We start from the raw sequence: 23,082 nt of genomic DNA on the forward strand, positions 1-23,082 counted from the left end.
CGAACCCTCGTCCGGCACGGTATAGGTACTCGGTGCGCTCGGGAAAGGCAGCCCTCATAGCAGTCAAGCCGGTCAGCACCCGTCCCGGCAAGCTGGGTGCCCCGGAGTCGGCTCCCACCAACTGCAGCACCGGCAGCCCCTCGGCTGTTCCGTAGGGCGCGATGAGCCCCTCATGCCGGCTCACCCAGTACTCCCGGTCGCCCACGCGGAGCGTAGCGAGAGGCTGGTCCTCCACCACCGATATGCGAACTCGGTTGGGCCAACCCAAAGTGACATGGGCCTCCACCACCCCGGGCACGCTCTCGACTCGGCGGGCCACTTCCTCGGGATCCAGTGACACTGCCCACGCTTCCGCCAGATCCCCCGCCGCCACCACCCGTTCTGGTGAAACCAGGCTACACCCGGCGACCTCCACCCACTCCACCCGCCAGAGGGGCGAGTCATGCATGACCGAAAGCGCCCATAGGGACAGCCCCAGCATCAGCAGGCTCGCCAGCCTGCCTCCACCCCAGGTCAGCAAAGCGTAAGCCAGCGAAATCCGGCGACGGGGCACCATCATGTCGGGCAATCCCTCCTCTCGCCAGGGGTGAGCCCGGCAACTGCTGATCCCCCGTCAGGCAACCGTCCCCCGTCGCGCACCGCCTCAAGGGACCGCTGTCGGTCCTCGAACCTCTCCCATCCGAGCTCCACCAAACGAGACACCAGGCAGGGGAAATCCAATCCGCTAGCCTCCCACAGCTTGGCGAACATGCTGATGTCGGTGAATCCGGGGATGGTGTTGACCTCGTTCACGTAGAGCTGTCCCGAGAGCCGGTCCAGCAGAAAGTCCACTCGAGCCATCCCGGCCAGGTCCAGCACGCGGAACGCCTCCAGCGCCAGGCACCGCACCCGCCCTGCCAGTTCCTCCGACACCGGCGCAGGGATGATCGTCTGTGACCCGGAGTCGCCGTACTTAGCCACGTAGTCGTAGAACTCCCGACCGGGGATGACCTCGCCCACCACGCTTGCTTCCGGCTCATCGTTGCCGATGACGCTGACCTCCAGCTCTCGCGCTTCGATCCCGCGCTCTACGATCACTCGTCGGTCGTAGCGGGCAGCCTCGGCCAGTCCTTGCAGTAGCTCCTTCCGGCCATGCGCCTTGGATATGCCCACGCTCGAACCCAGGTTGGCCGGCTTAACGAAGCAGGGATAGCCTAGCTTGGCCTCCACTTCGTCGGCCACCGCTGTAACGTCGCGCGCGATCTGCCTGCGGCCAGTGGCGACTGAGTCCACCACCGGAAGGCCGGCCTGGCGGAAGAGCATCTTCATCACGATCTTGTCCATTCCCAGCGCTGATCCCAGCACGCCGGAGCCGACGTACGGCACCTCCGCTACTTCGAGCAGACCCTGCAGGGTTCCGTCCTCACCCAGAGTGCCATGAAGGACGGGAAAGACCACGTCTACCCTGCCCATGCCTGGAGAATGGCTTCCCTTCCCATTGGTCACCGAAGCGCCCCGATCGCTCTTGTCCGTGGGGTCAGTGCCCGATTCCTCGGGCAGACCCAGCAAGCCCGCGCGGGGGCCCACCATCGGAACGCCCCCTAGCCGCCAGATGCCGTCCTTGCCGATGTACACGGGAACCACTTCATACCCGGCCTGGCGCAGAGCGGCCATTACCGACTGGGCCGAACGAATAGACACCTCATGCTCGCCCGAAACGCCGCCGTACACTACCGCTATGCGCTTGGGATCGCTCACGCAGCCTCCAGGGTGGCGTCGCCCATCAACCTGACCTCAGGCTCCAGCAGAATGCCGAACTGCTCCCACACCGCCCGCCGAGCCAGCCGCATCAGCGCGAGCACGTCCGTCGCCGTGGCGCCTCCTCGATTGAGAATGAAGTTGGCGTGCCGTTCCGAGATTACCGCCCCGCCCACTGATGCCCCCTTCAGCCCGCACTGATCGAGCAAGTAGCCAGCAGCCCTCTGCGGAGGGTTGCGGAACACGCACCCGCTGCTGGCACCCGCAGGCTGGGTCAGCCGACGTCCCCGCTCTGTCTCGTCCAGCCGTGCAAGGCACCGGCCCGGATCGTCCGCCTGCAACTGCAACTCCACCGACAGAACCGCCGCCGGCCCCCGCTCCTCCAGCAGCAGGCACCGGCGATAGGCCAGCCCCAGCTCCGCCGGCAGGGTCCGTTGGGCCGGCTGGCCAGCCCATCCTACCACGGCAGATGAAACTACGTCCTCCATGGCACCGCCGAAGGCCCCGGCATTGCCCGCCACGGCGCCACCTACAGTGCCAGGGAGTCCTGCCGCCCACTCCAGCCCCGAGAGACCTCGCCTGCAAGCCCAGCGAGCCAGAGAAGCCAGCGGTGCGCTTGCCTCCGCCTCGACCATGACGGCCCCGCCCGACGTGGGCCTTTCGCGCCAGCGGCGCTCCAGCCCCGAGCTCCGATATACGACCACAAGCCCGTTGTATCCCCCATCCGGGAAGAGGACATTGGAGCCCTGGCCGAGAATCATCCACGGCACTCCCTCTTCCGCAGCCCATTCCACCAGCCGCATGACCACTGCTCCGCTAGCGGCCTCGGCCAGGTACTGGGCAGGCCCTCCTACCTGCATGGTGGTGTAGCGTGCCAGGGGCACTCCTTCTCGTACCGCCTCAGGCCTCATGCACCACCCCGTCGGTCGCCAGAGCCTCCGCCAGGTGCCGGGTGACTGTCTCCCCGTCGCCCGCCCCCAGATTCAGGACCACGTCCCCCGGTCGCAGCATGCCCAGCAGCAGTCCCGCTGCCCCTGTCACCGAGGGCAGGGCCAGAGCCCCCGACGCATCGGCCAGCTTCCTTGAGGCCGCCACTGAGTCGCCTCGCTCCCGTGAGGCATACACGGGAAGGACTGCGGACACGTCGGCCAGCCTGAGCGACTGCACGAACCCGTCGAAGAGCGACTCCAGCCTCGAGAATGTGTGCGGCTGCACCACCGCCACCAGACGTCGGCCTGGGAACCTCTGGCGGGCCGCTTCGATCACCGCACCAATCGCGGTGGGGTGATGGGCGTAATCATCCACCAGGTAGATGCCGGCGAATGGCCCGCTGACGGTGAACCGCCGTTTCACCCCCCCGAAAGTGCCCAGGGCCTCGGCAGCTTCCAAGATCGGAACCCCGGCCGTGCTAGCCGCCGCCAGAGCGGCCAGGCTGTTCTCCGCCGAATGCCGCCCCCAGAGCCTGACCCGGCTGTCCAGCTCGCTGCCGTCGGGGCACCGGAAGCGGAACTCCGTCCCTTCCTCTGTCTGAGTCAGTGACAGCAGCCGCCAAGCCGCCGGCTCTCCCCGACCGTACGTCACGCTGAGCCCCGTGCCTGCCCGGGCCAAGGCGCGGCCCACTCCTGGGTCGTCGCCGTTTACCAGCCGCTGCCGGCAGCGCCGCATGAACTCGCCAAAGGCCTCTTCCACCGCCTCACGAGTGGGGTAGCAGTCCGGGTGATCCTCTTCCACCGTGGTCACCACTCCCAGCCACGGATCGAGGCTGAGGAAAGTCCGATCGTACTCGTCTGCCTCCAGCACGAACAGGTCTCCGCCACCGACTCGGGCATTGGTGCCCCAACCCTCCAGCACTCCTCCCACCACACACGTCGGGTCCTGCCTCGTGACGGTGAGAAGGTGAGCAACCAGGGCAGTCGTAGTCGTCTTGCCGTGAGTGCCAGCGATTGCCAGCAGCCTCTTGCCCTGCGCCAGCCAGGGCAGGAACTGATGGCGCTTCCACACCGGAATGCCGTGAGCCCGAGCCCAGGCTATCTCAGGATTGTCCTCGCCCACCGCCGAAGTGGCGACTACCAGCTCCGTGCCTCGCACGAGGAGCGGCTCATGGCCCAACTGGAACGTCAGGCCCAGGGCTTCCAGTGGCGGCACCACGCTGCTTCGACAGCGATCCGAGCCCGAAGCTCGAAGCCCCAAGCCTAGAGCCACCCGCGCCAGTGCCGAGAGCCCTGACCCTCCCACTCCCACGAAGTGCACACTGCGGGGCAAGAAGTCCGTCACTGCCCCGGCCCCCTGAGCGCGCGTATCTTCCGTAGCACACCGGCACCAGCCAGAACCAGCCCGAAGAGATAGGCCACCGTGCCGACCGACAACCCACCCACCGGCAGCGAAGTGGCGGACACCTCCGGCTGCAAGCGTAGGCGTACGACAACACCCTCAGCCAGTGCTCCCCCCAGCGCCGGCAGCAGGTTCTCCCGCAACATGAGGGCAAAGAGCAGCCCGTTGAGCCCCCCCAGAAGACCACCAAGGAGCCGAGAGGAACGAGATACCCCCGCCTCGCGAACCACGGCCCGGGTAAGCAACATCACCCCACCCAGAACGCCGGAGTACACCAGAAAGAAGTACGGCCCGGGGTTGGCGAAGGCCAGGTCCCCGTCGGCCCCCAGGGCTCGCCGCAGGACCGAGGAGACTCGGGCCCCTACAGCGAGTACCAGCGAGGCTACGCCTGGCTCGCCCAAGCCCACGATCACCGCCAGCGAAGTCGCCACCGAGAGGACCGAGCGTGCTCCTCCCTGACCGGCGCCGATGAGCCCGAAGAGCAAGGCGAGGGCAATCCCCAGCGTGTCATGGTCCAGGACCACTTCAGTGGGCAAACCGGCCTCCCCTGGACATTTGCTGCAGGAGCTGGGCCAATCGCTCCGCCGCATCGGGCACGGCCAGGGCCTTCGCTCGCGCGGACATTGCGCGTAGGGAGCCTTCGTCTCGGAGCAAGCCGAGTACCTCGGGGCCGAGGCGTTCCAGTACCTCCTCGTCCTCCACCACCACGGCGCATCCGTTGCGCTGCAGATAGGCGGCGTTGTGCCGCTGGTGCCCGCCGGCGAAAGACCCCGGCACCAATACGGCCGGACGCCCCGCCGCCGTCAGCTCCCCCAGCACGGCGGCGCCGGCCCGGCTGACTACTAGATCGGACGCCACCATGGCCTCAGGTAGGCGATCCAAGTAAGCGAACAGATGATAGCCCTCGCCCGCAGTCAGCCCGGCGGCCTCTGCTTCCTCTGCCACGGCCTCGTGGTCCCGGCGCCCAGCGACGTGCAAGATGTCCGCCACCTTGAGCAGCTCCCCTGCCCAGCGGAGCACGGCCTGGTTCAGTCGCCTGGCGCCGGAACTGCCCCCTAGCACCAAGAGCGCGGGTCTCTCCCCCAGGCCCAGAGCTCGCCTGGCCTCTTCCCTGCGGCAGTCGAAGAAAGCCCGGCGCACGGGATAGCCAGTCACCACTGCCCCTCTCCCGAGGGCGGTTGCCGCTTCGACTGAGGAAGCGGCCATGCCATCCGCAAGCGGACGCAGGAGCCTTATGGCCCACCCGGGGCTGGCATCGGGGAGGAACAGCACCACCGGCACTCGGGCAAGCTTCGCCCCCAGGGCCCCGGGCACGCTCACGTAGCCCCCTGTCGCCAGCAAGACCTCGGCTCCAAACCCCAGCAGGGCGCGGCGAGCATCCGCCGCGCTCAGGAAGCCGGCTACGGCGTTGGCGGGCATCCGCACCCCCGTGCCGCGCACCTGGACTGCCCTCACCTGGCCAAACTCCCAGCCGTAACGGCGGGCCACTGCTTCCTCCGGCCCACCTGATACCCCCAGCCACAGTACCTCAGTTGCCTCCCCCAGGGAGGCCAGGGCTTCCATCGCGGCCACCGCCGGGTAGATGTGTCCGCCGGTTCCGCCGCCGGCTACGGCCAGCCGCATTCAGCCCTCGATTCGGTGACCGCTGACGTTGAACACGATCCCCACGGCAACCAGCGATACCACTAACGACGATCCCCCGAAGCTGATGAAGGGCAGCGGAACGCCCGTGAATGGTACGGTCGCGGTGGCCACCGCGATGTTGAGCCCTGCCTGAACCACGAGGAGCGTGGTCAAACCACCAGCGAGGAAGGTCCCGAAGGAATCTTCAGCCCGGGCCGCAATGTGGAACCCCCGCCAGGCCAGAGCACAGAAGAGCAGAAGCACTGCCATACAACCGATGAACCCGAGCTCCTCGCCGATGACGGCGTAGATACTGTCAGTATGCGGCGCCGGCAGCCACCCAAACTTCAGGATCCCGCCCCCCAGGCCCCGTCCCGCCAGTCCACCGCTCCCCAGCGCCAGCACGGTCTGGCGCACGTGGTAGCCGGCGCTAAGCGGGTCGCGCAGCGCGTCGCGGAAGGCGAAGACTCGCTCCATCCGGTAGGGGGAGGTGCAGATGAGAGCGGCCACAGTGGCCAGGCCGATCGCCCCGGCAGCCAGCAACTGCCACACTTCGGCTCCCGCCATGAAGAACATGATCATGGCTACACCAGCAATGAGCACTGCCGTGCTGAAGTCGGGCTGCAGCAGGATCAGCGCTGTCACCAGGCCCACCAGCATGCTGAAGGGAATGAGACCGTAAGTTGCTTGCTTGATCTCCGGCCCCTTGGAAGAGAGCCAGTAGGCGACATAGACGATGAGAGCGAGCTTCGTAAGCTCACTGGGCTGGACGGAACCACGGAAGAACCAGCGCCGGCTGCCGAACACCTCACTCCCGGCTATCAGCACCGCCAGAAGCAGGAGCACCGCCAGCACCAGGAACGGCAGGGTGTATAGCTGCCAGCGCCGATAGTCGAATCGGGCCGCTACTACCATACCCACCATGCCGAGGGCGGACCAGGCCAGCTGTCGGCCCAGCAGGCTGGTGGGATCGGAGGGATCCTGGGCCATGGCGGCGCTGTACACCGAGCCCAACCCGAATAGCAGCAACAGGCCGGTCACGGCCAGCACCCAATAATCGGGCTTACTTGGATACCGCCTGTCCTGGCTCTGCCTCACGTCTCCGCCTTTGCTTCCAGCACCAACCGCCGGAACTCCTCGCCTCGCGCCTCGAAGTCGCGGAACTCGTCGTAGCTGGTGCCGCCGGGTGACAAGAGCACGGCATCACCGGGACGCGCCAGGCTGGCGGCCAGTGCAAGCGCCTCAGCCAGGCCACGCGCCCGACTGACCCTCACTCCGGCGCGGCCCAGTAGGTCCTCCAGCATCGCTCCTGCCTCGCCAAACGCCACCACTGCCCTTACCCTCTCCGCCACCTCCGTCACCCACTGCTCCCAGGGCAGGTGCTTGTCTCTGCCGCCGGCAAGCAGGACGACGGGCTCCTTCACCGCCCGTAGGGCTGCGAGGCTCCTCTCCGGAGTGGTGGCGATCGAATCGTTGTAGTACACCACCCCAGCCACCTCTGCCACTTTCTCCAGCCGGTGAGGCAGCCCTTGGAACCGCCTCGCAGCGCCCGCCATCGCCTCGGCCGAGAGGCCCAGCGCTGCGCCAAGAGCACACGCGGCCAAAGCGTTGCTCACGTTGTGCTCGCCGATTAGGCCCATCTCATCCACGGCGCACACCTGGCACGAGGCACCGTCGGCCGTTCTCACGACAATGGTTCTCCCCACCAAGTAGGCTCCCGGAGCTCTACTCGCCTTCCGACCGAACCAATGCACCTCCCCGGGGCACCGTCCGGCCAGCCCAGCGCTGGCATGGTCGTCGGCATTGAGCACGGCCACTCCTGCTGCAGTCTGGTACCGGAAAACACCGGTCTTGGCTTCAGTATAGGCCTCCATGGTGCGGTGACGATCCAGGTGATTGGGCGTGATGTTGGTAATCGCCGCCACCGCCGGGCTGTGACGCACCAGTTCCAGCTGGAAACTGGACAGCTCCAAGACTACTACGTCCTCTGGACGCATGTTCCCGACCGACTCGATCAGAGGCCTGCCAATGTTGCCCCCCAGGTAGGTCCTCTGTCCGTCGGCCTCAGCCATGGCTGCTGTCAAGGCGGCCGTGGTGCTCTTGCCACTGCTGCCGGTAACACCGACCACACGACCCGGGCAGAGCCAGAGCAACAGGCCCGGCTCATTCCACAGCGGCACCCCTTCGGCCACCGCTCGTGCCAGCATTGGCACGTCCAGCGGCACCCCCGGACTCACAAAGCAGGTGTCCACGTCGAGCACCTCTGCGCTGAGCCCGCCCAGCCGCAGTTCCGCTATCTCCGCCAGTGCCCGCACCTCGGGACTGAGGGCGGGCAAGGGCTTGTCATCGGTGGCAAGCACTCGAGCGCCCACCGAGGCCAGGAACCGACTCAGCGCCAGGCCTTCGCGGCCTAGACCCACCACGCCCACGCGGGTTCCCCCAAATCTCTTGGCCGCGACCTCGAGCGCGTTCATATAAGTGCCAGCGCCACCCCTAGCATCCCACCGAGAATGCCTACTATCCAGAAGCGCAGCGTCACCTGCACCTCAGACCAGCCCCCCAGTTCGAAGTGATGGTGTATGGGGGCCATGCGGAATAGCCGCTTGCCTTTGGTCCGCTTGAAGTAGGCCACCTGCAGAATGTCGGACAGGCCCTCGGCAACAAATACCACTCCCACCACTGGCAGGAGCAGCCATTGCCCCGTCATCAGCGCTACTGTAGCCAGAGTCCCTCCCAGCGCTAGGGCCCCAGTGTCTCCCATGATGACTTGCGCCGGGTAGGCGTTGTACCAGAGGAACCCCAGGAGCGCGCCCACGACAGTCAGACAGAAAGCCACCAGGTACACTTGCTCCTGCAGATAGGCGATCACGGCGTAGGAGAAGAAAGCTACCAGCACTGTACCCGCTGCCAGGCCATCCAGGCCGTCAGTCAGGTTAACGGTGTTGCAGGTAGCGAAGATGATGAATACAGCGATGGGCAGGTACCAGAGGCCTATCCCCACCTTCTCCGGGACGCCAGGAATGGCCACGCTCTCCAGTTCCAAGAAGAAGTGCAAGCCAATGGCCGCGACTAGGGCGATGGCCAGCTGCCACAGGGCCTTGTGCCGGGCGAACAGGCCGATCCCTCCCGGGTTCTTGCGCTTCACGTTCGTCCAGTCGTCCACTCCACCCAGGACCGCCATGCCCGCCATGACGCCCATGGGAAGCAGTATGGAGCGACCGATCGCATTCATGCCGATCAGGTTTAGGAAGTTCAGCACGGTGGTGACGCCCAGCACAACCGCTACTACCAGCAGCCCGCCCATGGTGGGGGTGCCCGCCTTGGGCAGATGCGTCTGAGGCCCATCGGCCCGGATCTGCTTGCCGACGCCGTGGCGGTGAAGCAGACCTATAAAGGGGCCACCCCATGAGACTGCGATGATGAAGGAGACCATTGCCAGAACGAGCGAGTAGGCCAAGAGGCATCACCGCCTAGTTGATTTCTGAGTCCTCTGTTAGCGCCCAACACAAGCGCTCCAGCTGCAGGCCGCGCGAGCCTTTGACCAGCACCGAATCACCTGCACGCACCAGTCCAGGCACGACAGTCAGTCCTTCCTCGACGGTGCGGAGACAGACCACTGCCTGGGCGCCCAGCCGCGTAACCGCTTCCTCAGCGATCCATCGGGCACGGGGCCCAATGGCCACGAGGAGATCGGCCGCATCCGGCACGGCTTGCCCCACCTCTCGATGCCCTGCCTCGGAGTAGGATCCTAGCTCCAGCATGTCGCCCAGGACTGCCACCCGCCGCCCCGGCATGCTTCGAAGGACATCCAGTGCCGCCAGCACACTGATGGGAGCAGCGTTGTAAGTGTCATCTAGTATTGTCATTCCGTTAGCGTGCAGCACCCGCATCCGGGAGCAGTCCCCACTGGCTGCCAGCCCAGCCTCGATATCGGACCAGTCCATTCCGGCGTGTCGCGCTACGGCCACAGCTGCCAGGCAGGGGTACACACTGTGCCGCCCCAATAGCGGGGCGCGCAGGCTCCGCGCGATCCCCTCTGATGCAACCACAAACTGTATCCCATCCTGGCCCAGGGTGCGAACCAGCTCCCCACGCACATCGCAGCCCGCCCCCAGCCCATACCTGACCACTGGGCATCGGGCCACGCTGGCCATAGCCGCGACCCTTTCGTCGTCACCATTCAGAACAGCTAGCCCACTCCGAGGAAGCCCCGCCACCAGCTCTGACTTTGCCTGAGCGATGTGCTCCAGGCTGCCCAGTCTCTCGAGGTGGGTGGGCCCAACATTGGTCACTATGCCTACGGAGGGCTTGGCGACCTCGACCAGTGTCGCAATCTCGCCCAGAGCGTACATGCCCATCTCAAGCACACCATAGTCATCGTCGCCTGTCATCGCGAGCACGGTCAAGGGAAGCCCGATCTCATTGTTGTAGTTGCGCTCACTGCGCCGCACCCTGTACGCCTGGGAAAGCACAGTCGCCACCACCTCGCGCGTCAGGGTCTTGCCTACGCTGCCAGTCACGCCCACGACGGTCGCCGGCAATAGGAGACGCCACGCCCGTGCCAGCTCCTGCAGGGCCGTGAGCACGTCAGGCACCGGGATGGCAAGCGCGCCCCCGGGGAGCCGAAGCGGGCCGGGACCATCGAAGCTGCCCTCCCGTCTCACGACAGCTGCCACTGCCCCTCGCCGAGCAGCGTCCTCGACGTAGTCCTGCCCGTCCGCCCGCTCACCCCGGAAGGCGAAGAAGAGGTCCCCCGGCCGCGCCTCTCGCGAGTCCACTACACAGCGCGAGACCGCCAAGTCCTCGTACCGTTCGGCGGTCCCGCCCAGAAGTGTGCGGATGACGAACCGCAGGGTAAGACTCACCGGGAAGCCATCCTACCCGAGGAACCACTTTCGGGTTCGATCCCCAGCAGGACCGCAAGGTCACCGGCCACCCGGCTGAACACCGGCGCCGCCACCTCACTACCCCACTGGCCCGCCTGGGGCCGGTCTATCTTCACCAGAATGCACAACTGAGGATCAGATGCGGGGAAGAACCCGACGAAGGAGGCGATGATGTCGGAAGGATGGTAGCCACCGGGAATGGGTATCTGGGCCGTGCCCGTCTTCCCCGCCACCTCGAAGCCCTCAAGTCTCGGCCCGATGGTCTCTTCGTCCACTGCCGCGACCATCATCTCGGTGAGGGTGCGAGCGGTCTCGGAAGATATCACCCGCCGCACCGGGGTAGGCTGGGCCTGTCGTAGCCCTTCCCTGGTCACCGTCTGCCCCACCACGTGCGGCTGCATCAGGAGGCCATCGTTGGCGATGGCCGCCACGGCTGACAGCATCTGCAGCGGCGTGACCGCGATGCCTTGTCCGAACGAGTTGGTGGCCAGATCCGCCTCATACCAGCGCCCGTCGCCGGGTCTCTTGGTGCTGCCCCGAGCCTCGGCCTGGAGGTCCACCCCCAACCGCTCGCCGAAGCCGAAGGCGGCGAGATAGGCATAGAACCTATCGGGGCCCAGCAGCGTGCTCACGTATGAGGCCCCCGTGTTTAGCGACAGCCCCAGGACCTCGGTCATGGTCACCGGGCCGTGTGCCTCCCGGTCCCAGTTCTTGATGGTGACTCCGGCGATCTCGAAGCTGCCGGTGTCTTCGAAGACAGTGTCCGGTGTGATGAGCCCGGAGTCTAGCCCGGCAGCCATCGTGATCACCTTGAACACTGAGCCCGGCTCCCACTCGTGGCTGATCGCCGGGTCTTCGTACAGCTTGACATCGGCCGACTCGTAGGCCGTCGGGTCGTATGCCGGCAGCGACACGGCGCCCAATATCGCCCCTGTCCGAGGATCCATAGCGATGATCGTGCCGCTGGCAGCCTGGTACCGACCTAGGGCATCCCGCAGTTCGCGCCACAGCACGTACTGCACCCGGCTGTCCACGGTCAGGTAGAGGTCCGCTCCGTCGGCCGGAGGTTCCATCACTCGTCTTCCGAACGGCGCCTCCTGGCCAAACCCGTCGAAATCGCCCAAGCGCGCTCCCGGCTGACCGCGCAATAGCGCGTCGTAGTAGCCCTCCACGCCATAGTACCCGTCCCGTGCCCGGTTGACGAATCCCAGCAGCGGCTCCACCAAGCTGGCATCGGGATAGGCCCGAGAAAGGTGAGGCTCCAGGAAGAGGCCCGGTTCTTTCCACTTGGCGATCTCATCGGCAACACTGAGGGCGATCCCATCCGCCAACGGCTGCCAGACCCCATCTCCATCCAGCCTGCTTGCGAGGGCATCGCGACTTAGGCCCACGAGCGGGAAGAGACGATCCGCCAGCAGGTAGGGGTCTCGGATCATGTGTGGGGCCGCCGTGAGGGAGTAGGTGTACACGTCGGTGGCCAGGATCCGCCCGTCGGCCGAGTAGATCGTGCCGCGCCGCGGATCTATGGTCTCATACCGCATGTACTCACCAGTGGCTCTCTCGGCCAGCACGCGGCCCTGAAGCAACTGCCACCGCACCAACTGGCCGGTGAGCACCAGACCACAGGCCGTAAGTGCTACGGCGACTAGCGTCAGGCGCCTGCGAACTTCGCTGCGTCCCGTCTCGCCCGGCATGGCAGCCTCTAGGGCACCGGAGTGACGCTCTGGGGGACGGGCGTCTCGGAGGCCTCCAAGCGCAGATAGTGCACAGCGCCGGCGCGGGAGAAGCCCAGCGCCTCAGCCCGGTGCTCCACCCGATCCAACCTCTCCAGGGCAGCGATCTCCACCGCCAGAACCGAGTTCTCCTGTTCCAGCCTCCGTACCTCGGCGCTGAGGTCATGGACGCGATAGGCGATGCTCGTAATCTCGGCCGCCTGGAGTAGGTACAGCACGCCTACAGCCGCCAGAAGGGCTGTGGCGCACCCCAGGAGAACAAAGCCCTGCACGGTAAGGCCAGGATTCTCCGCCCGCACCTGAGCCACCGACGCTCGAGCAATGGGCTCAGTGTGGCTCCGAGGCGCTCCGCGGCGAAAGGCGATCAGGTTCTCCGTGGGGACGATGTACTCGCTCATACCCTCTCCGCCACCCGGAGCCGCGCACTCCTGGACCTGGGGTTCATCTCGACCTCATCGTCTGTGGGGAAGATCGGCCGTCGGTTCACCAGGCGCAGCCTGGGCACTGCGCCACAGGCGCAGACAGGCATATCTGGCGGGCACGTGCACGTGGCGCTCTCCTGGCGCAGGAACTGCTTGACGATCCGGTCCTCCAGGGAATGGAAGGAGATGACTGCCAGCCTGCCTCCTGGCCTGAGCAACTCCACCGCCTGCTGCAGGCCCTCCTCCAGGGCTTCCAGCTCCTCGTTGACGGCGATACGTAGAGCCTGGAAGGTGCGGGCGAGCGAGTCACTGGCTCGGTGCCGGGGCGCCGCCCGGGATACAATGTCGGCTAGTTCCGACGCCGACCTGACCGGGCGCGACTCTACTATCAAATGGGCGATGTGGCGGGCCAACGGCTCCTCGCCATAGCGGCGCAGGATCCTGGCAAGCTCCTTCTCTTCCAGTCGGTTGACCAGTTCGCCCGCGGTGCGGCGCGTGCGCGGATCGAAGCGCATGTCCAGCCTTCCGCCTAGCCGGTAGGAGAAGCCGCGCTCTTCATCGGCCAACTGCATCGAAGACAGCCCCAGGTCCAGCAGCACCCCGTCCACGGCCTCGACCCCGAGCCGGCGGGCTACCTTCAGGAGGTTGCGGAAATTGGCATGAACCAGCGTCACTTGATCCTCGCGTTGAGCGAGGTTGCGGCGGGCCACCGCCAGGGCCGCGGGGTCGGCATCCAGGCCCAACAGGCGTGCTTCGGGCCCAGCGGCATCCAGTATGGCGGCAGCATGCCCGCCGGCCCCGATGGTGCCGTCCACGTAGCATCCACCTGGTCCTCGAACCAGGAGCTCCACCACTCTGTCCTGCAGAACGGGAACGTGCTCTAGCTGTTGCACGTCAACCATCGCTAGCACCTCAATCCCGACGCAACGAGGTGACTCCCAACCGGTGGCTCTATATGTCCAGGGCCTCCCACTCCTCGGAGACCAACTGGTCGTCCGCCTCGTAGAGGACACTCATCGCCTTCTCCCAGCGGTCGGGAGCCCACAGCTCCACTCGGTCCTCGACTCCTACGATAACCACCTGCGACGCGATACGGGCGAACGACCTCAGCCCCACCGGAATGAGGATTCTCCCGGCGCGGTCCACTTCGCAGCGAGTGCCCGCGAACACCATCCGGGCGAAGACGCGAGCCGTACGCCTGGTGAGGGACAGACGGCCCACGTTCTCAGTGATGGCCGTCCACCGAGGCTCGGAGTAGACGAACAGGCATCCATCCAGGCCTCGCGTGAGGAAGACCACGTCGCCAAGCCCCTCGCGCAGCTTGGCGGGGAGGGTCACCCTGCCTTTGTCGTCGACGCTGTGCTCGTACTCGCCCGAGAAACGGGTCTCAGAGCGGGCAGGCTCTTCCAACACCCACCCCCACAATCCCCCACTGGTCACCACCTGGCCCCATTATAGGCACCGGTGTAGCGGGATTCAAGCCAACAGAGCCCGGCTTGACCACCAGAGGCGCGAGCCGCTTAATTAAGAATGTCTACGAGGTGCCGCGCTATGGGGGAAGGTGGAGGGCAGGCCAGGGAACGCGGTGGTAAGGAGGTCATGACTCCGGGGTCGGCCCGGGCGGGGAGGTACGTCCTACTTCTGGATCTGCGCCTCAGCGTCCTTCTAAGCACGCGATCGGGCCGGACGTTCGATCTTCGGAGCGGTACCTACGCCTACGTCGGCAGTGCCGCCGGGCCCGGCGGGGTGGCAGCGCGACTCGGCAGATACCTCAGGCCATTGCGCCGTCCCCACTGGCACATTGACTACCTGCTGGCCGTGGCCGATCCTTTCTGTGCCCTCTGCTTCGGCATCACGGTGACGGAATGCCGCCTAGCCACAGCCTTCGGCCGTCTCGATCAGGCCAGCCCTGTGGACGGGTTTGGCTGCACCGACTGCCGCTGCCCAACCCATCTGTTCCGCCTGAAGGCCTTTGCCGGCCCGTCACGCTTGCTCGCAGACTTGGTTGACCAAGACGCAGCGCTCCGGCAGGCGTTCGCGGCTCAGCTGCAGTTGACCCCAAGCTGCTAAAGCAACGGCAACGCCCGCCTGGCTGGCAGACGGGCGCGAGAGCGATGGCCAATGGCCCGGAAGGGCCGGGGCCTAGGCTAGTGCCGTCTTATGTTGTAGAAGGCATCTATCCCAGCATACTCGGCAGTGTCCCCCAGTTGCTCCTCAATGCGGAGAAGCTGGTTGTACTTGGCCACCCGGTCTGTCCGCGCTGGGGCGCCCGTTTTGATCTGCCCTGCATTCAGGGCCACCACCAGGTCGGCGATGGTCACATCTTCGGTCTCGCCGCTGCGATGAGAGACTACTGCCGTCCAGCCCGCCCGCTGGGCCATGGTGACGGCCTCAATAGCTTCGGTCAAGGAGCCGATCTGGTTCACCTTGCAGAGGAGGGAGTTGCACGCCTGCAGCTCGATGGCCCTGCCCACTCGCTCCACGTTGGTGACCAGCAGATCGTCACCAACCAACTGGACCCGGTCGCCGAGGCGGCGGCATAGGAGCTGCCAGGAGTCCCAGTCGTCCTCCGCCAAACCATCCTCGATCGAGATGATGGGGTACTTGGTCACCCACTCCTCGTAGAAACCCACCATCTCCTCGCCGCTGAGGCGCCGTCCCTCTTTGGCCAGGTTGTAGGTCCCATTCTCGTAGATCTCACTGGCGGCAGGATCGAGGGCCAGGAACACGTCGTTTCCGGGGGAGTATCCGGCCCGCTGGACCGCCTCCAGGATCACCTCGATGGCCTCTTCGTTGGACTTGAGCGAGGGGGCGAACCCGCCCTCATCGCCTACGTTGGTGGAATACCCTCTGCCGCTCAGCACCTTCTTGAGTGAGTGGTAGATCTCGGCGCCCCAGCGCAGCGCCTCGGCAAAGGTGGGGGCTCCCACCGGCATCACCATGAACTCCTGCAGGTCAGTGCTGTTCACGGCATGCTTACCGCCGTTCAGGATGTTCATCATGGGCACCGGCAGGATGCGGGCGTTCACGCCGCCCAGGTAGCGGTACAGAGGAAGGTCTAGAGCCTCCGCAGCAGCCTTGGCCACCGCCATGGACACGGCCAGGATGCCGTTTGCTCCCAGGCGGCTCTTGTTGGGCGTCCCGTCCAGCCCGATCATGAGCTGATCCACCCCGACCTGGTCCAGGGCATCCCAGCCGACCAGTTGGTCGGCGATGGTCTCGTTCACGCTGCGCACCGCCGTCTGGACCCCCTTGCCCCCGTATCGGTCATCGCCGTCGCGCAGTTCCACCGCTTCGTGCTCTCCGGTCGAGGCCCCTGATGGAACGGCCGCCCGCCCCACCGCGCCCCCGCTCAAGTAGACGTCCACCTCCACCGTGGGGTTGCCCCGCGAGTCGAGAACCTCTCGGGCGATGATCTCCTCTATGGTCGTCATGCATGCCTCCTGATTGGCGTCATCTCAGTCCCAGGTCAGCGAAGAGCCCGTCCACGTCCACCCGCTCGGCCATGAGCTCCCGGAACCGATCTAGCTTGCGCGGCTGATGCAGACGCGTGCGCCCGAAGAAGCTGCTGATGGCCTCGACCGTGCTGAGCGTGTCCGTCTTCACTAGAATCATGGGGACCCCCACCTCGGCGGCCCGGCTGACAATGATGGGACTCGGGTGCAGGTTGCCCGTGAGGATCACTGCCTTGGTGGAAGTCTCCAAGGCCGCCAGCTGCACATCGGGCCGGTCACCGCCGGTGATCACCGCCTTGTTGGGCAAGCGGCGGAAGTAGCTGAGGGCGCTGTCCACGCTCATGGCTCCCACCATTAGGTTCTCTACCAACTCGTCGGCGGCTTCCTCCGCACACAGGATTTCGCCATCGAGCCGCTCAGCGATCTCCCGCACGCTCACAGCCTGCAGCACACGCTCCTCAGGCAGCACGCCATATACCTTGATCCCCTGTTTCTCCAGGAAGGGGCGGACTACCTCTTCCACGAAGCGCATCCGATAGCGGGGCACTCGGTTGATGAGAACACCCAGCAGCCGGTCCCGCAAGGCAGCCCGGGCCGCAAGCGCGTCGTCTGTGATCAGACCCTCCCCGTGGGGCACCACTATCACCGCCCGAGCGTTCAGAAGCTCTACAACCACCGGAGCTGGCAGCCCGATGGTGTGCCCTTCCCGCAGGCTGGCCCCGCCCTCTGCCAGCACGAGCTGCTTGCCCGGGCCGAAGCGGTGATAGGCGTCCACCAGAAGGTGCTGGTAGTCCGTCTCTGCCTGATCCTCCAGGATGCGGTCGATGTCGGCGCGAGATAGGGTGACCGGGGCAATGAGTGTGAGGCTCTCTTGCAGGTCGAAGACCTGGCTGGCGAAGCTGGCATCTTGATCTACAGACGCCGACCTCGACCCCTCCAACACCAGGCTCACCGGCTTCATATAGCCAATTCCCCAGCCGCGCTCCTTGGCACTCAGCCCGATCCCTAGGGCCAGCGCGCTCTTGCCGCAGAAGGGCTCAGTGGAACCGATGTACAGGCTCGTCATCTCGGCCTCCCCGACGGGAACTCACCTCCAGCGATCAGCCTGCCAGGACCAGACGCATGTCCAGCCCAACGGCACCCCTACCCGCCTCATACACGACCAGAGGGTTGATGTCCAGCTCGACGATCTCCGGGTACTCGGTCACCAGGTAGGAGAGCCGTAGCAGCGCATCTACTACCGAGTCTACGTCAGCGGGCGGCTCTCCGCGAACCCCCTGCAAGAGCCTGATGGCGCGGATCTCGCCGATCATCTCCCGCGCCTCTAGCTCGTCCATGGGGGCTACCCGGAAAGCCACATCGCGCAGAGCTTCCACGTAGATGCCTCCCAGCCCGAACATCATCAGGGGCCCAAACTGGGGGTCCTTGTTCATGCCTAGGATGACCTCGCGGCCACCCCGGATCATCTGCTGTACCTGACAACCCCATATCTCGGCGTCCGGTGCGTGGCGCCGAGCCCGGTACATGATCAGGTCAAAGGCATCGCGGACATCGGTGATGCTCTGGATGCCTACCTTCACGCCGCCGATGTCGGACTTGTGCAGGATGTCGGGGGAGGCGATCTTCATCACGACGGGGTAGCCGATGCCCTCCGCGATCCGCACTGCCTCATCGGCGTCGCGCGCCAACTCCGAGCGGGGCACCCGCAGGCCGATGGCTTCCATGACCTCCCGAGCCTCGGCGTCACCGATCTGCAGGCGACCGTCCCTTCTGGCTACGTCGAAGACGCTTTGTATCCTGGCCCTCTCGATGTCAAACGTGGGCGGGCAGAAGGGAGCCCTCTCTAGCCACCGTCGCTGCTCCAGCATGGCCCGGATGGAGCGCACTGCCCGCTCCGGCTCCGGGTAGGCGGGAACACCCTGCGCCGTCAGCAGGCTCACCGCACCGGCCGTCAACTCACCGCCGATCCAGCAAGCGAATATCGGCGTTTCCGCCGTCTGGGCGATCTCAGCCACGGCTCGGGCCGTCTCCTCCACCTCGGTGACTGCCTGCGGAGTGAGAATCACCACCACAGCGTTCACGTTCGGGTCCTCGAGCACTGCCTGCAGCGCCATGGCGTACCGGTCGGCTTGCGCGTCGCCCAAGACGTCAACCGGGTTGAGAACGCTAGCTGCCGCGGGCAGGTGCTCCCGCAGCCGGGCCATCGTCTCCGGTGTCAAGCCGGCCAACCTCAGCCCGGCATGCTCGACGGCGTCCGCCGCCATCACCCCGGGGCCACCCGCGTTGGTGATGACGCACACACCATCATCGCGGATCAGCGGCTGCCGGGCCAGAGCCTCCGAGTAGTCGAACAAGTCCTCGATGGTATGGGCTCGAATCACGCCTACCTGCCGGAAGGCGGCGTTGTAGGCCGCCTCCGACCCGGCAAGGGCACCCGTGTGGGAGGAAACCGCCCGCGTGCCTGCCGTAGTGCTCCCAGACTTGATTGAGATCACCGGCTTGGTCTTGGTAACGCGACGAGCGGTCTCCATGAACGCCGGACCGTCCTTGATGTCCTCCAAGTAGGCCATTATGACGCTGGTCTGATCGTCCTCGCCCCAGGCGGCGAGGAAGTCGGTCTCGTTGAGGTCTGCCTTGTTGCCCAGGCTGACAAAGCGGGACAACCCGAGCCCTCGCTGCTTGGCCAGATCCAGAATGGAAGAGGCGATGGCTCCGGACTGCGACATGAAGGCAACCGGGCCGCGGTCCGGCATTAGGGGGGCGAAGGAGGCGTTGAATGGAGTGATGGTGTCCAGGTACCCGAGGCAATTGGGCCCCACCATCCGTATGCCGTACGACCGCGCCACCTCGACTAGTTCCTGCTCCAGCCGCATGCCCTCCGCGCCCACCTCGCGGAACCCTGCGGTGATCACTATGACGCCCTTCACCCCCTTCTCCCCGCATTGACGCATGACCGCGGGCACGAGGCGGCTGGGTATCAGGATCACAGCCAGGTCCACTTCCCCCGGACAGTCCAGAACGGAGGGATAGGCCGGCAGGCCCAGAAGCTCGTCCGCATTGGGGTTAATGGGGAATACCTGCCCGGGGAAGCCCGACTCTATCAGCGCCTGCAGCACCGCGTGGCCCAGCTTGCCCTCGTCACGGGAAGCGCCTATGACCGCGATGGAACGGGGCTCGAAAAACGCTTGCAGCATCCTAGTGTCTCCGACAGCAACTTAGGCCGCATCAGCCACATGCGGCCCCTTGGGCGCCGGCATCATACATTGCGCCCTCCGTCGGCGCAAATGACGATTGTGACCATGAGCACAATCCTCTCCTCCAGGCGGTTGCGGTCTGTCAGGCCGCCCCCTAGAATCTCCCCATGACCACCCCCATGCGGCGGCAGTACCTCGACCTCAAGCGCCAGCACCCCGACGCCATCCTGTTCTTCCGCCTGGGAGACTTCTACGAGACGTTCGATGCCGACGCCGAGGTAGTCGCCCGAGTGTGCGGCATCACCCTCACTTCCCGGCCGGTGGGGAAGGACACTCGCGTCCCGCTGGCCGGCGTTCCTTACCACTCGGCCGAAGGCTACATCGCCAGGCTCTTGCAGGCCGGCTACAGGGTCGCTGTCGCCGAGCAGTCACCGGACGACGATGAAGGCTCCTTGATGCAGCGACAGGTGGTGCGAGTGGTCACCCCCGGAACCATTACCGAGGAAGGGATGCTCTCCCCCCAGAGCAACAACTACTTGGCCGCCCTGGTCCGGGAGGGCGGGCACCTCGGGCTGGCCTACGCCGACATCAGTACGGGCGAGTTCTGCGTCGAGGAGTTGCCTTCGGGCGACGAGCCGGCCCTGCGCGACGCCCTGGCTAGAGTGCAGCCCGCCGAGTGCGTACTCCTCCAGGATGACTCACCCTCCTGGGCAGTGATTCAGTCCATGTCCATTCCGGCCACGCGCCGCGAATCTTGGTGCATCAGCCACGAGCACGCCGTGGAGCTCATCTTCAGTCACTTCGGGGCAACCACGCTGGTCCCATTCGCCCTGGAAGACCGCCCCGCGGCCACTCGGGCTGTGGGTTTGTGCCTCCTCTACCTAGCCGAGACTCAACCGGCGGCGAGCCGCACCCTGGCTGCCCTCCGGATGGTCACCCGGACGGAGCACCTGCAGCTGGATGCGACCGCCCAGCGTACTCTGGAACTCACCGAGACGGCTCGGTCGGGCGTGGCAGGGGGTTCGCTTCTGAAGGTACTGGACCAGACCGCGACCCCCATGGGGGCACGGCTTCTGCGCCGTCGCCTACTCCAGCCTCTGGCTCGCGCTGAAGAGATCGAACGTCGGCTTGACGGAGTTGACTGCTTCTTCGGGCAGGACACGGCCCGTTCCCGGGTTCGGGAGATTCTCCGGCAAGTGCCCGACCTGGAGAGGTTGGGAGCGCGGCTTTCTCAGGGGAGCGTGACCCCGCGCTCAGCCCTAAGCATCGCTGCCGCCTGCCGGCGGGTAACCTCGTTGATACGGGTCCTCGCCACGGCAGACCTCTCGCTGAAGGGCGAGGCCGACGAGGCGGCCCGAGCGCTAGACGACTGCGCCGACGTAGCCGAGGCGATCGAGGCGGCCGTCGCCCCGGACGCCCCTGCGACGCTCAACAGCCCAGGCATCATCAGGCCGGGTTACAGTGCCGAGCTGGACCGGATAGTGGAGCGAGCCACTGGCGCACGACGCCTCCTGGCCGAGCTGGAGGAACGGGAGCGCCAGCGAACCGGGCTGAAGGCTCTTCGTGTGGGCCACAACAACGTCTTCGGCTACTACCTCGAAGTGCCCCGAGCTCAGGCCGCGCGCGTCCCTCCAGATTACGTCCGCAAGCAGACCCTGGTGAGTGCGGAGCGGTACTTCACCGAGGAACTGAAGACGCTGGAGGCAGACGTCTACGGTGCTCAGGAGCGCCGTCTGGCCTTGGAACGCGAGCTCTGGGACGACCTAGCCCGGCGGTTGGCGGCGCACGCCGCTCGGCTGCTGGCCACCTCCAGGGCACTGGCCGTGCTCGACGTGCTCACCACTCTGGCCGAGGTGGCTCGCGTCTACGGCTACTGCCGGCCAGAAGTGAACAACTCGGATCGGATCGAGATCCGGGAGGGCAGACATCCGGTAGTGGAGCGGTCACTCACCTTCCACCGCCGTAGTTTCGTCCCCAATGACACCGAACTCAGCAACAGCGAGGAAGCCATCCTGATCCTTACCGGCCCCAACATGGCCGGCAAGTCCACCTATCTTCGTCAAGTGGCCCTGATCGTCCTTATGGCCCAGGCAGGAAGCTTCGTTCCGGCCGCTGAGGCACGCATCGGGCTGGTGGACCGTATCTTCACCCGCATTGGCGCTCAGGACGAGCTGGCGGCCGGACAGAGCACCTTCATGGTGGAGATGATAGAGGTGGCCAGCATCCTGCGACAGGCCACCCCCCGCAGCCTAGTGATTCTGGATGAGGTAGGCCGGGGCACCAGCACCTACGACGGGATGGCCATCGCCCGAGCGGTGGTCGAGCATCTGCACAACTCGCCCGGGCTGGGATGCAGGACCCTGTTCGCCACCCACTACCACGAGCTCACCGATCTGGAACAGTACCTCCCCCGGGTTCGCAACTACAACGTAGCCGTGGCGGAAGAGAGTGACCGGGTGGTGTTCCTGCACCGAATCGTGCGCGGCGGCGCCGACCGGTCGTACGGCATCCACGTGGCTCGCCTGGCGGGAGTCCCCATGCCCGTGCTCGAGCGCGCCGCCGAGGTGCTGGGCGTTCTCGAGGCTCAGACGCAGCAACCGACTGCGCCGCCGCTCCTCACCCCCAGCGCCCGCCAGCTAGGGCTGTTCTCATCGGCGGCAGACTCCCTAGTGAGGGAGCTGGCCCAGTTGCCCGTAGAGGCCATGACCCCCATCGAGGCCCTGAATCACCTCGACATACTGCGCAAGCAGGCCCGCGCCACCACCTCCCAGGCCGGACAGAAGCGACGCTAGGGCTCGTATCGGTATTCCAGGCCGGCGCCCTGGCCGAGGTCGAGCGCCTGTAGTGGGTTGCCTTGCCAGACGGCCGACAGGAACAGCTCCAGCACCGTCGGTGGTCGCCCTATCTCCACTACTTGGGGCTCGCCGCGGATGCCCGCCAGCTCGGCAGCCGCCTGCACCGCTTCATGCATCCCGCCAAGCTGGTCCACGAGGCCCAGGCGAAGCGCCTGTGCCCCACTCAGCAGGCGGCCGTCCGCAACCGCCAAGACCTCCTCCCGCGGGATGCCTCTGCTCTCTACCACCACGTCCACAAAGGACTGGTACGTCTCATCCACGATGGCCTGCAGCAGGGCTCGCTCCTCTTCCGTGAGCGGCCGCGAAGGATCGCCCATATCCTTGACGTCCCCGCTCTTGACGGTCTGAAACTCCACTCCCAGCTTGTCCATCAAGTCCTGCAGCAGCACCACCCGACTGATCACCCCTATGCTCCCCGTGATGGAGGCAGGATGGGCCACGATCAAGTCGGCTCCACAGGCTACGTAGTAACCGCCCGAGGCCGCCATCTCGCCCGCATAGGCCACGACCGGCTTCTTCATTCGGGTCACGGCTCGGTATATCTCGTCTGAAGCCACCACCCCGCCGCCCGGGCTGTTGACGTAGAGCACGACGGCCGCTATCTGGCCGTCGGCGTCAGCCTTCTCCAGGTCGGCGATCACCCGACGATCGGCGGCCTGAGCCCCCGCGGCCCAACCCCCGCCCGCGCCGGATACGATGCTGCCCTCTACGCGAACGATCCCCACCTTGCCGCCGCCCACCAAGCCAGCCAGGCGCGGGGTCGTGCTCACCACACCGCACGCCAGGAGCAGCGGCACCACAAGTGCCGCCAACATCAGTCCCAGTCTCCGCTTCACAGCTATCACC

General features: G+C 66.0%; 20 protein-coding genes. 2 read left to right on the plus strand and 18 right to left on the minus strand.

Annotated features, from left to right (window positions below):
• From HPY83_15295 to mraZ, 14 genes are all read right to left on the minus strand, one after another.
• The coding region (locus HPY83_15295) for an FtsQ-type POTRA domain-containing protein (protein NPV09310.1) at positions 1-559 on the minus strand (559 nt) is incomplete at its 3' end.
• On the minus strand, positions 556-1,737 hold the full coding sequence (locus HPY83_15300) for a D-alanine--D-alanine ligase (GenBank protein NPV09311.1): 1,182 nt from the start codon (positions 1,735-1,737) through the stop codon (positions 556-558). The genes HPY83_15295 and HPY83_15300, both read right to left, overlap by 4 nt.
• Positions 1,734-2,621 carry a UDP-N-acetylmuramate dehydrogenase gene (murB, locus tag HPY83_15305; protein ID NPV09312.1) on the minus strand — a complete coding sequence of 296 codons (888 nt, stop codon included), beginning with the start codon at positions 2,619-2,621 and terminating at the stop codon, positions 1,734-1,736. Before murB ends, HPY83_15300 begins: the two co-directional genes overlap by 4 nt.
• A 16-nt stretch (positions 2,622-2,637) precedes the next feature.
• Positions 2,638-4,011, minus strand: a complete 1,374-nt coding sequence (gene murC / locus HPY83_15310) for a UDP-N-acetylmuramate--L-alanine ligase (GenBank protein ID NPV09313.1) — start codon at positions 4,009-4,011, stop codon at positions 2,638-2,640.
• Positions 4,008-4,604: a hypothetical protein gene (locus HPY83_15315; protein NPV09314.1), complete on the minus strand. Its 597-nt coding sequence runs from the start codon at positions 4,602-4,604 to the stop codon at positions 4,008-4,010. Before HPY83_15315 ends, murC begins: the two co-directional genes overlap by 4 nt.
• Positions 4,594-5,691 carry a UDP-N-acetylglucosamine--N-acetylmuramyl-(pentapeptide) pyrophosphoryl-undecaprenol N-acetylglucosamine transferase gene (locus HPY83_15320; GenBank protein NPV09315.1) on the minus strand — a complete coding sequence of 366 codons (1,098 nt, stop codon included), beginning with the start codon at positions 5,689-5,691 and terminating at the stop codon, positions 4,594-4,596. Before HPY83_15320 ends, HPY83_15315 begins: the two co-directional genes overlap by 11 nt.
• The gene (gene ftsW, locus HPY83_15325) at positions 5,692-6,789 is read right to left on the minus strand and encodes a putative lipid II flippase FtsW (GenBank protein NPV09316.1); all 1,098 of its coding nucleotides are present in this window, start codon (positions 6,787-6,789) and stop codon (positions 5,692-5,694) included.
• Positions 6,786-8,120 carry a UDP-N-acetylmuramoyl-L-alanine--D-glutamate ligase gene (gene murD, locus HPY83_15330; GenBank protein NPV09317.1) on the minus strand — a complete coding sequence of 445 codons (1,335 nt, stop codon included), beginning with the start codon at positions 8,118-8,120 and terminating at the stop codon, positions 6,786-6,788. Before murD ends, ftsW begins: the two co-directional genes overlap by 4 nt.
• 41 nt (positions 8,121-8,161) lie before the next feature.
• Positions 8,162-9,124, minus strand: a complete 963-nt coding sequence (locus HPY83_15335) for a phospho-N-acetylmuramoyl-pentapeptide-transferase (protein NPV09318.1) — start codon at positions 9,122-9,124, stop codon at positions 8,162-8,164.
• Between the two features lie 37 nt (positions 9,125-9,161).
• A complete protein-coding gene (gene murF / locus HPY83_15340) occupies positions 9,162-10,556 on the minus strand; it encodes a UDP-N-acetylmuramoyl-tripeptide--D-alanyl-D-alanine ligase (protein NPV09319.1) in 1,395 nt (464 codons plus the stop codon).
• The gene (locus HPY83_15345) at positions 10,553-12,271 is read right to left on the minus strand and encodes a penicillin-binding protein 2 (GenBank protein NPV09320.1); all 1,719 of its coding nucleotides are present in this window, start codon (positions 12,269-12,271) and stop codon (positions 10,553-10,555) included. Before HPY83_15345 ends, murF begins: the two co-directional genes overlap by 4 nt.
• 8 nt (positions 12,272-12,279) lie before the next feature.
• The gene (locus HPY83_15350; GenBank protein ID NPV09321.1) at positions 12,280-12,708 is read right to left on the minus strand and encodes a hypothetical protein; all 429 of its coding nucleotides are present in this window, start codon (positions 12,706-12,708) and stop codon (positions 12,280-12,282) included.
• Positions 12,705-13,625, minus strand: coding sequence for a 16S rRNA (cytosine(1402)-N(4))-methyltransferase RsmH (rsmH, locus tag HPY83_15355; protein NPV09322.1), 921 nt, complete (start codon positions 13,623-13,625; stop codon positions 12,705-12,707). The genes HPY83_15350 and rsmH overlap by 4 nt, the downstream gene beginning before the upstream one ends.
• Before the next feature lie 58 nt (positions 13,626-13,683).
• On the minus strand, positions 13,684-14,142 hold the full coding sequence (gene mraZ, locus HPY83_15360; GenBank protein NPV09323.1) for a division/cell wall cluster transcriptional repressor MraZ: 459 nt from the start codon (positions 14,140-14,142) through the stop codon (positions 13,684-13,686).
• A gap of 189 nt (positions 14,143-14,331) precedes the next feature.
• On the opposite strand from mraZ, the gene HPY83_15365 reads away from it, so the two are divergent.
• Positions 14,332-14,802, plus strand: coding sequence for a GIY-YIG nuclease family protein (locus HPY83_15365; protein NPV09324.1), 471 nt, complete (start codon positions 14,332-14,334; stop codon positions 14,800-14,802).
• Between the two features lie 77 nt (positions 14,803-14,879).
• Here the strand turns inward: HPY83_15365 and eno are convergent, their stop codons facing one another.
• Genes eno through HPY83_15380 form a run of 3 tightly spaced genes read right to left on the minus strand, consistent with a single transcriptional unit; the run spans position 14,880 to position 19,381 of the window.
• Positions 14,880-16,166 carry a phosphopyruvate hydratase gene (gene eno, locus HPY83_15370; GenBank protein ID NPV09325.1) on the minus strand — a complete coding sequence of 429 codons (1,287 nt, stop codon included), beginning with the start codon at positions 16,164-16,166 and terminating at the stop codon, positions 14,880-14,882.
• A 19-nt stretch (positions 16,167-16,185) separates the two neighbouring features.
• Positions 16,186-17,253 (minus strand): phosphotransacetylase family protein, encoded by a 1,068-nt coding sequence (locus HPY83_15375; protein NPV09326.1) that lies wholly within the window; start codon positions 17,251-17,253, stop codon positions 16,186-16,188.
• A 34-nt stretch (positions 17,254-17,287) separates the two neighbouring features.
• Positions 17,288-19,381 (minus strand): acetate--CoA ligase, encoded by a 2,094-nt coding sequence (locus HPY83_15380; protein NPV09327.1) that lies wholly within the window; start codon positions 19,379-19,381, stop codon positions 17,288-17,290.
• Positions 19,382-19,548: 167 nt separating this feature from the next.
• On the opposite strand from HPY83_15380, the gene mutS reads away from it, so the two are divergent.
• The gene (mutS, locus tag HPY83_15385; protein NPV09328.1) at positions 19,549-22,173 is read left to right on the plus strand and encodes a DNA mismatch repair protein MutS; all 2,625 of its coding nucleotides are present in this window, start codon (positions 19,549-19,551) and stop codon (positions 22,171-22,173) included.
• Here the strand turns inward: mutS and sppA are convergent.
• Positions 22,170-23,072, minus strand: coding sequence for a signal peptide peptidase SppA (gene sppA, locus HPY83_15390; protein NPV09329.1), 903 nt, complete (start codon positions 23,070-23,072; stop codon positions 22,170-22,172). The genes mutS and sppA overlap by 4 nt on opposite strands.
• Between the last annotated feature and the right edge of the window lie 10 nt (positions 23,073-23,082).

It is taken from the genome of Anaerolineae bacterium (genome assembly GCA_013178015.1).
GTDB lineage: Bacteria > Chloroflexota > Anaerolineae > DRVO01 > DRVO01 > Ch71.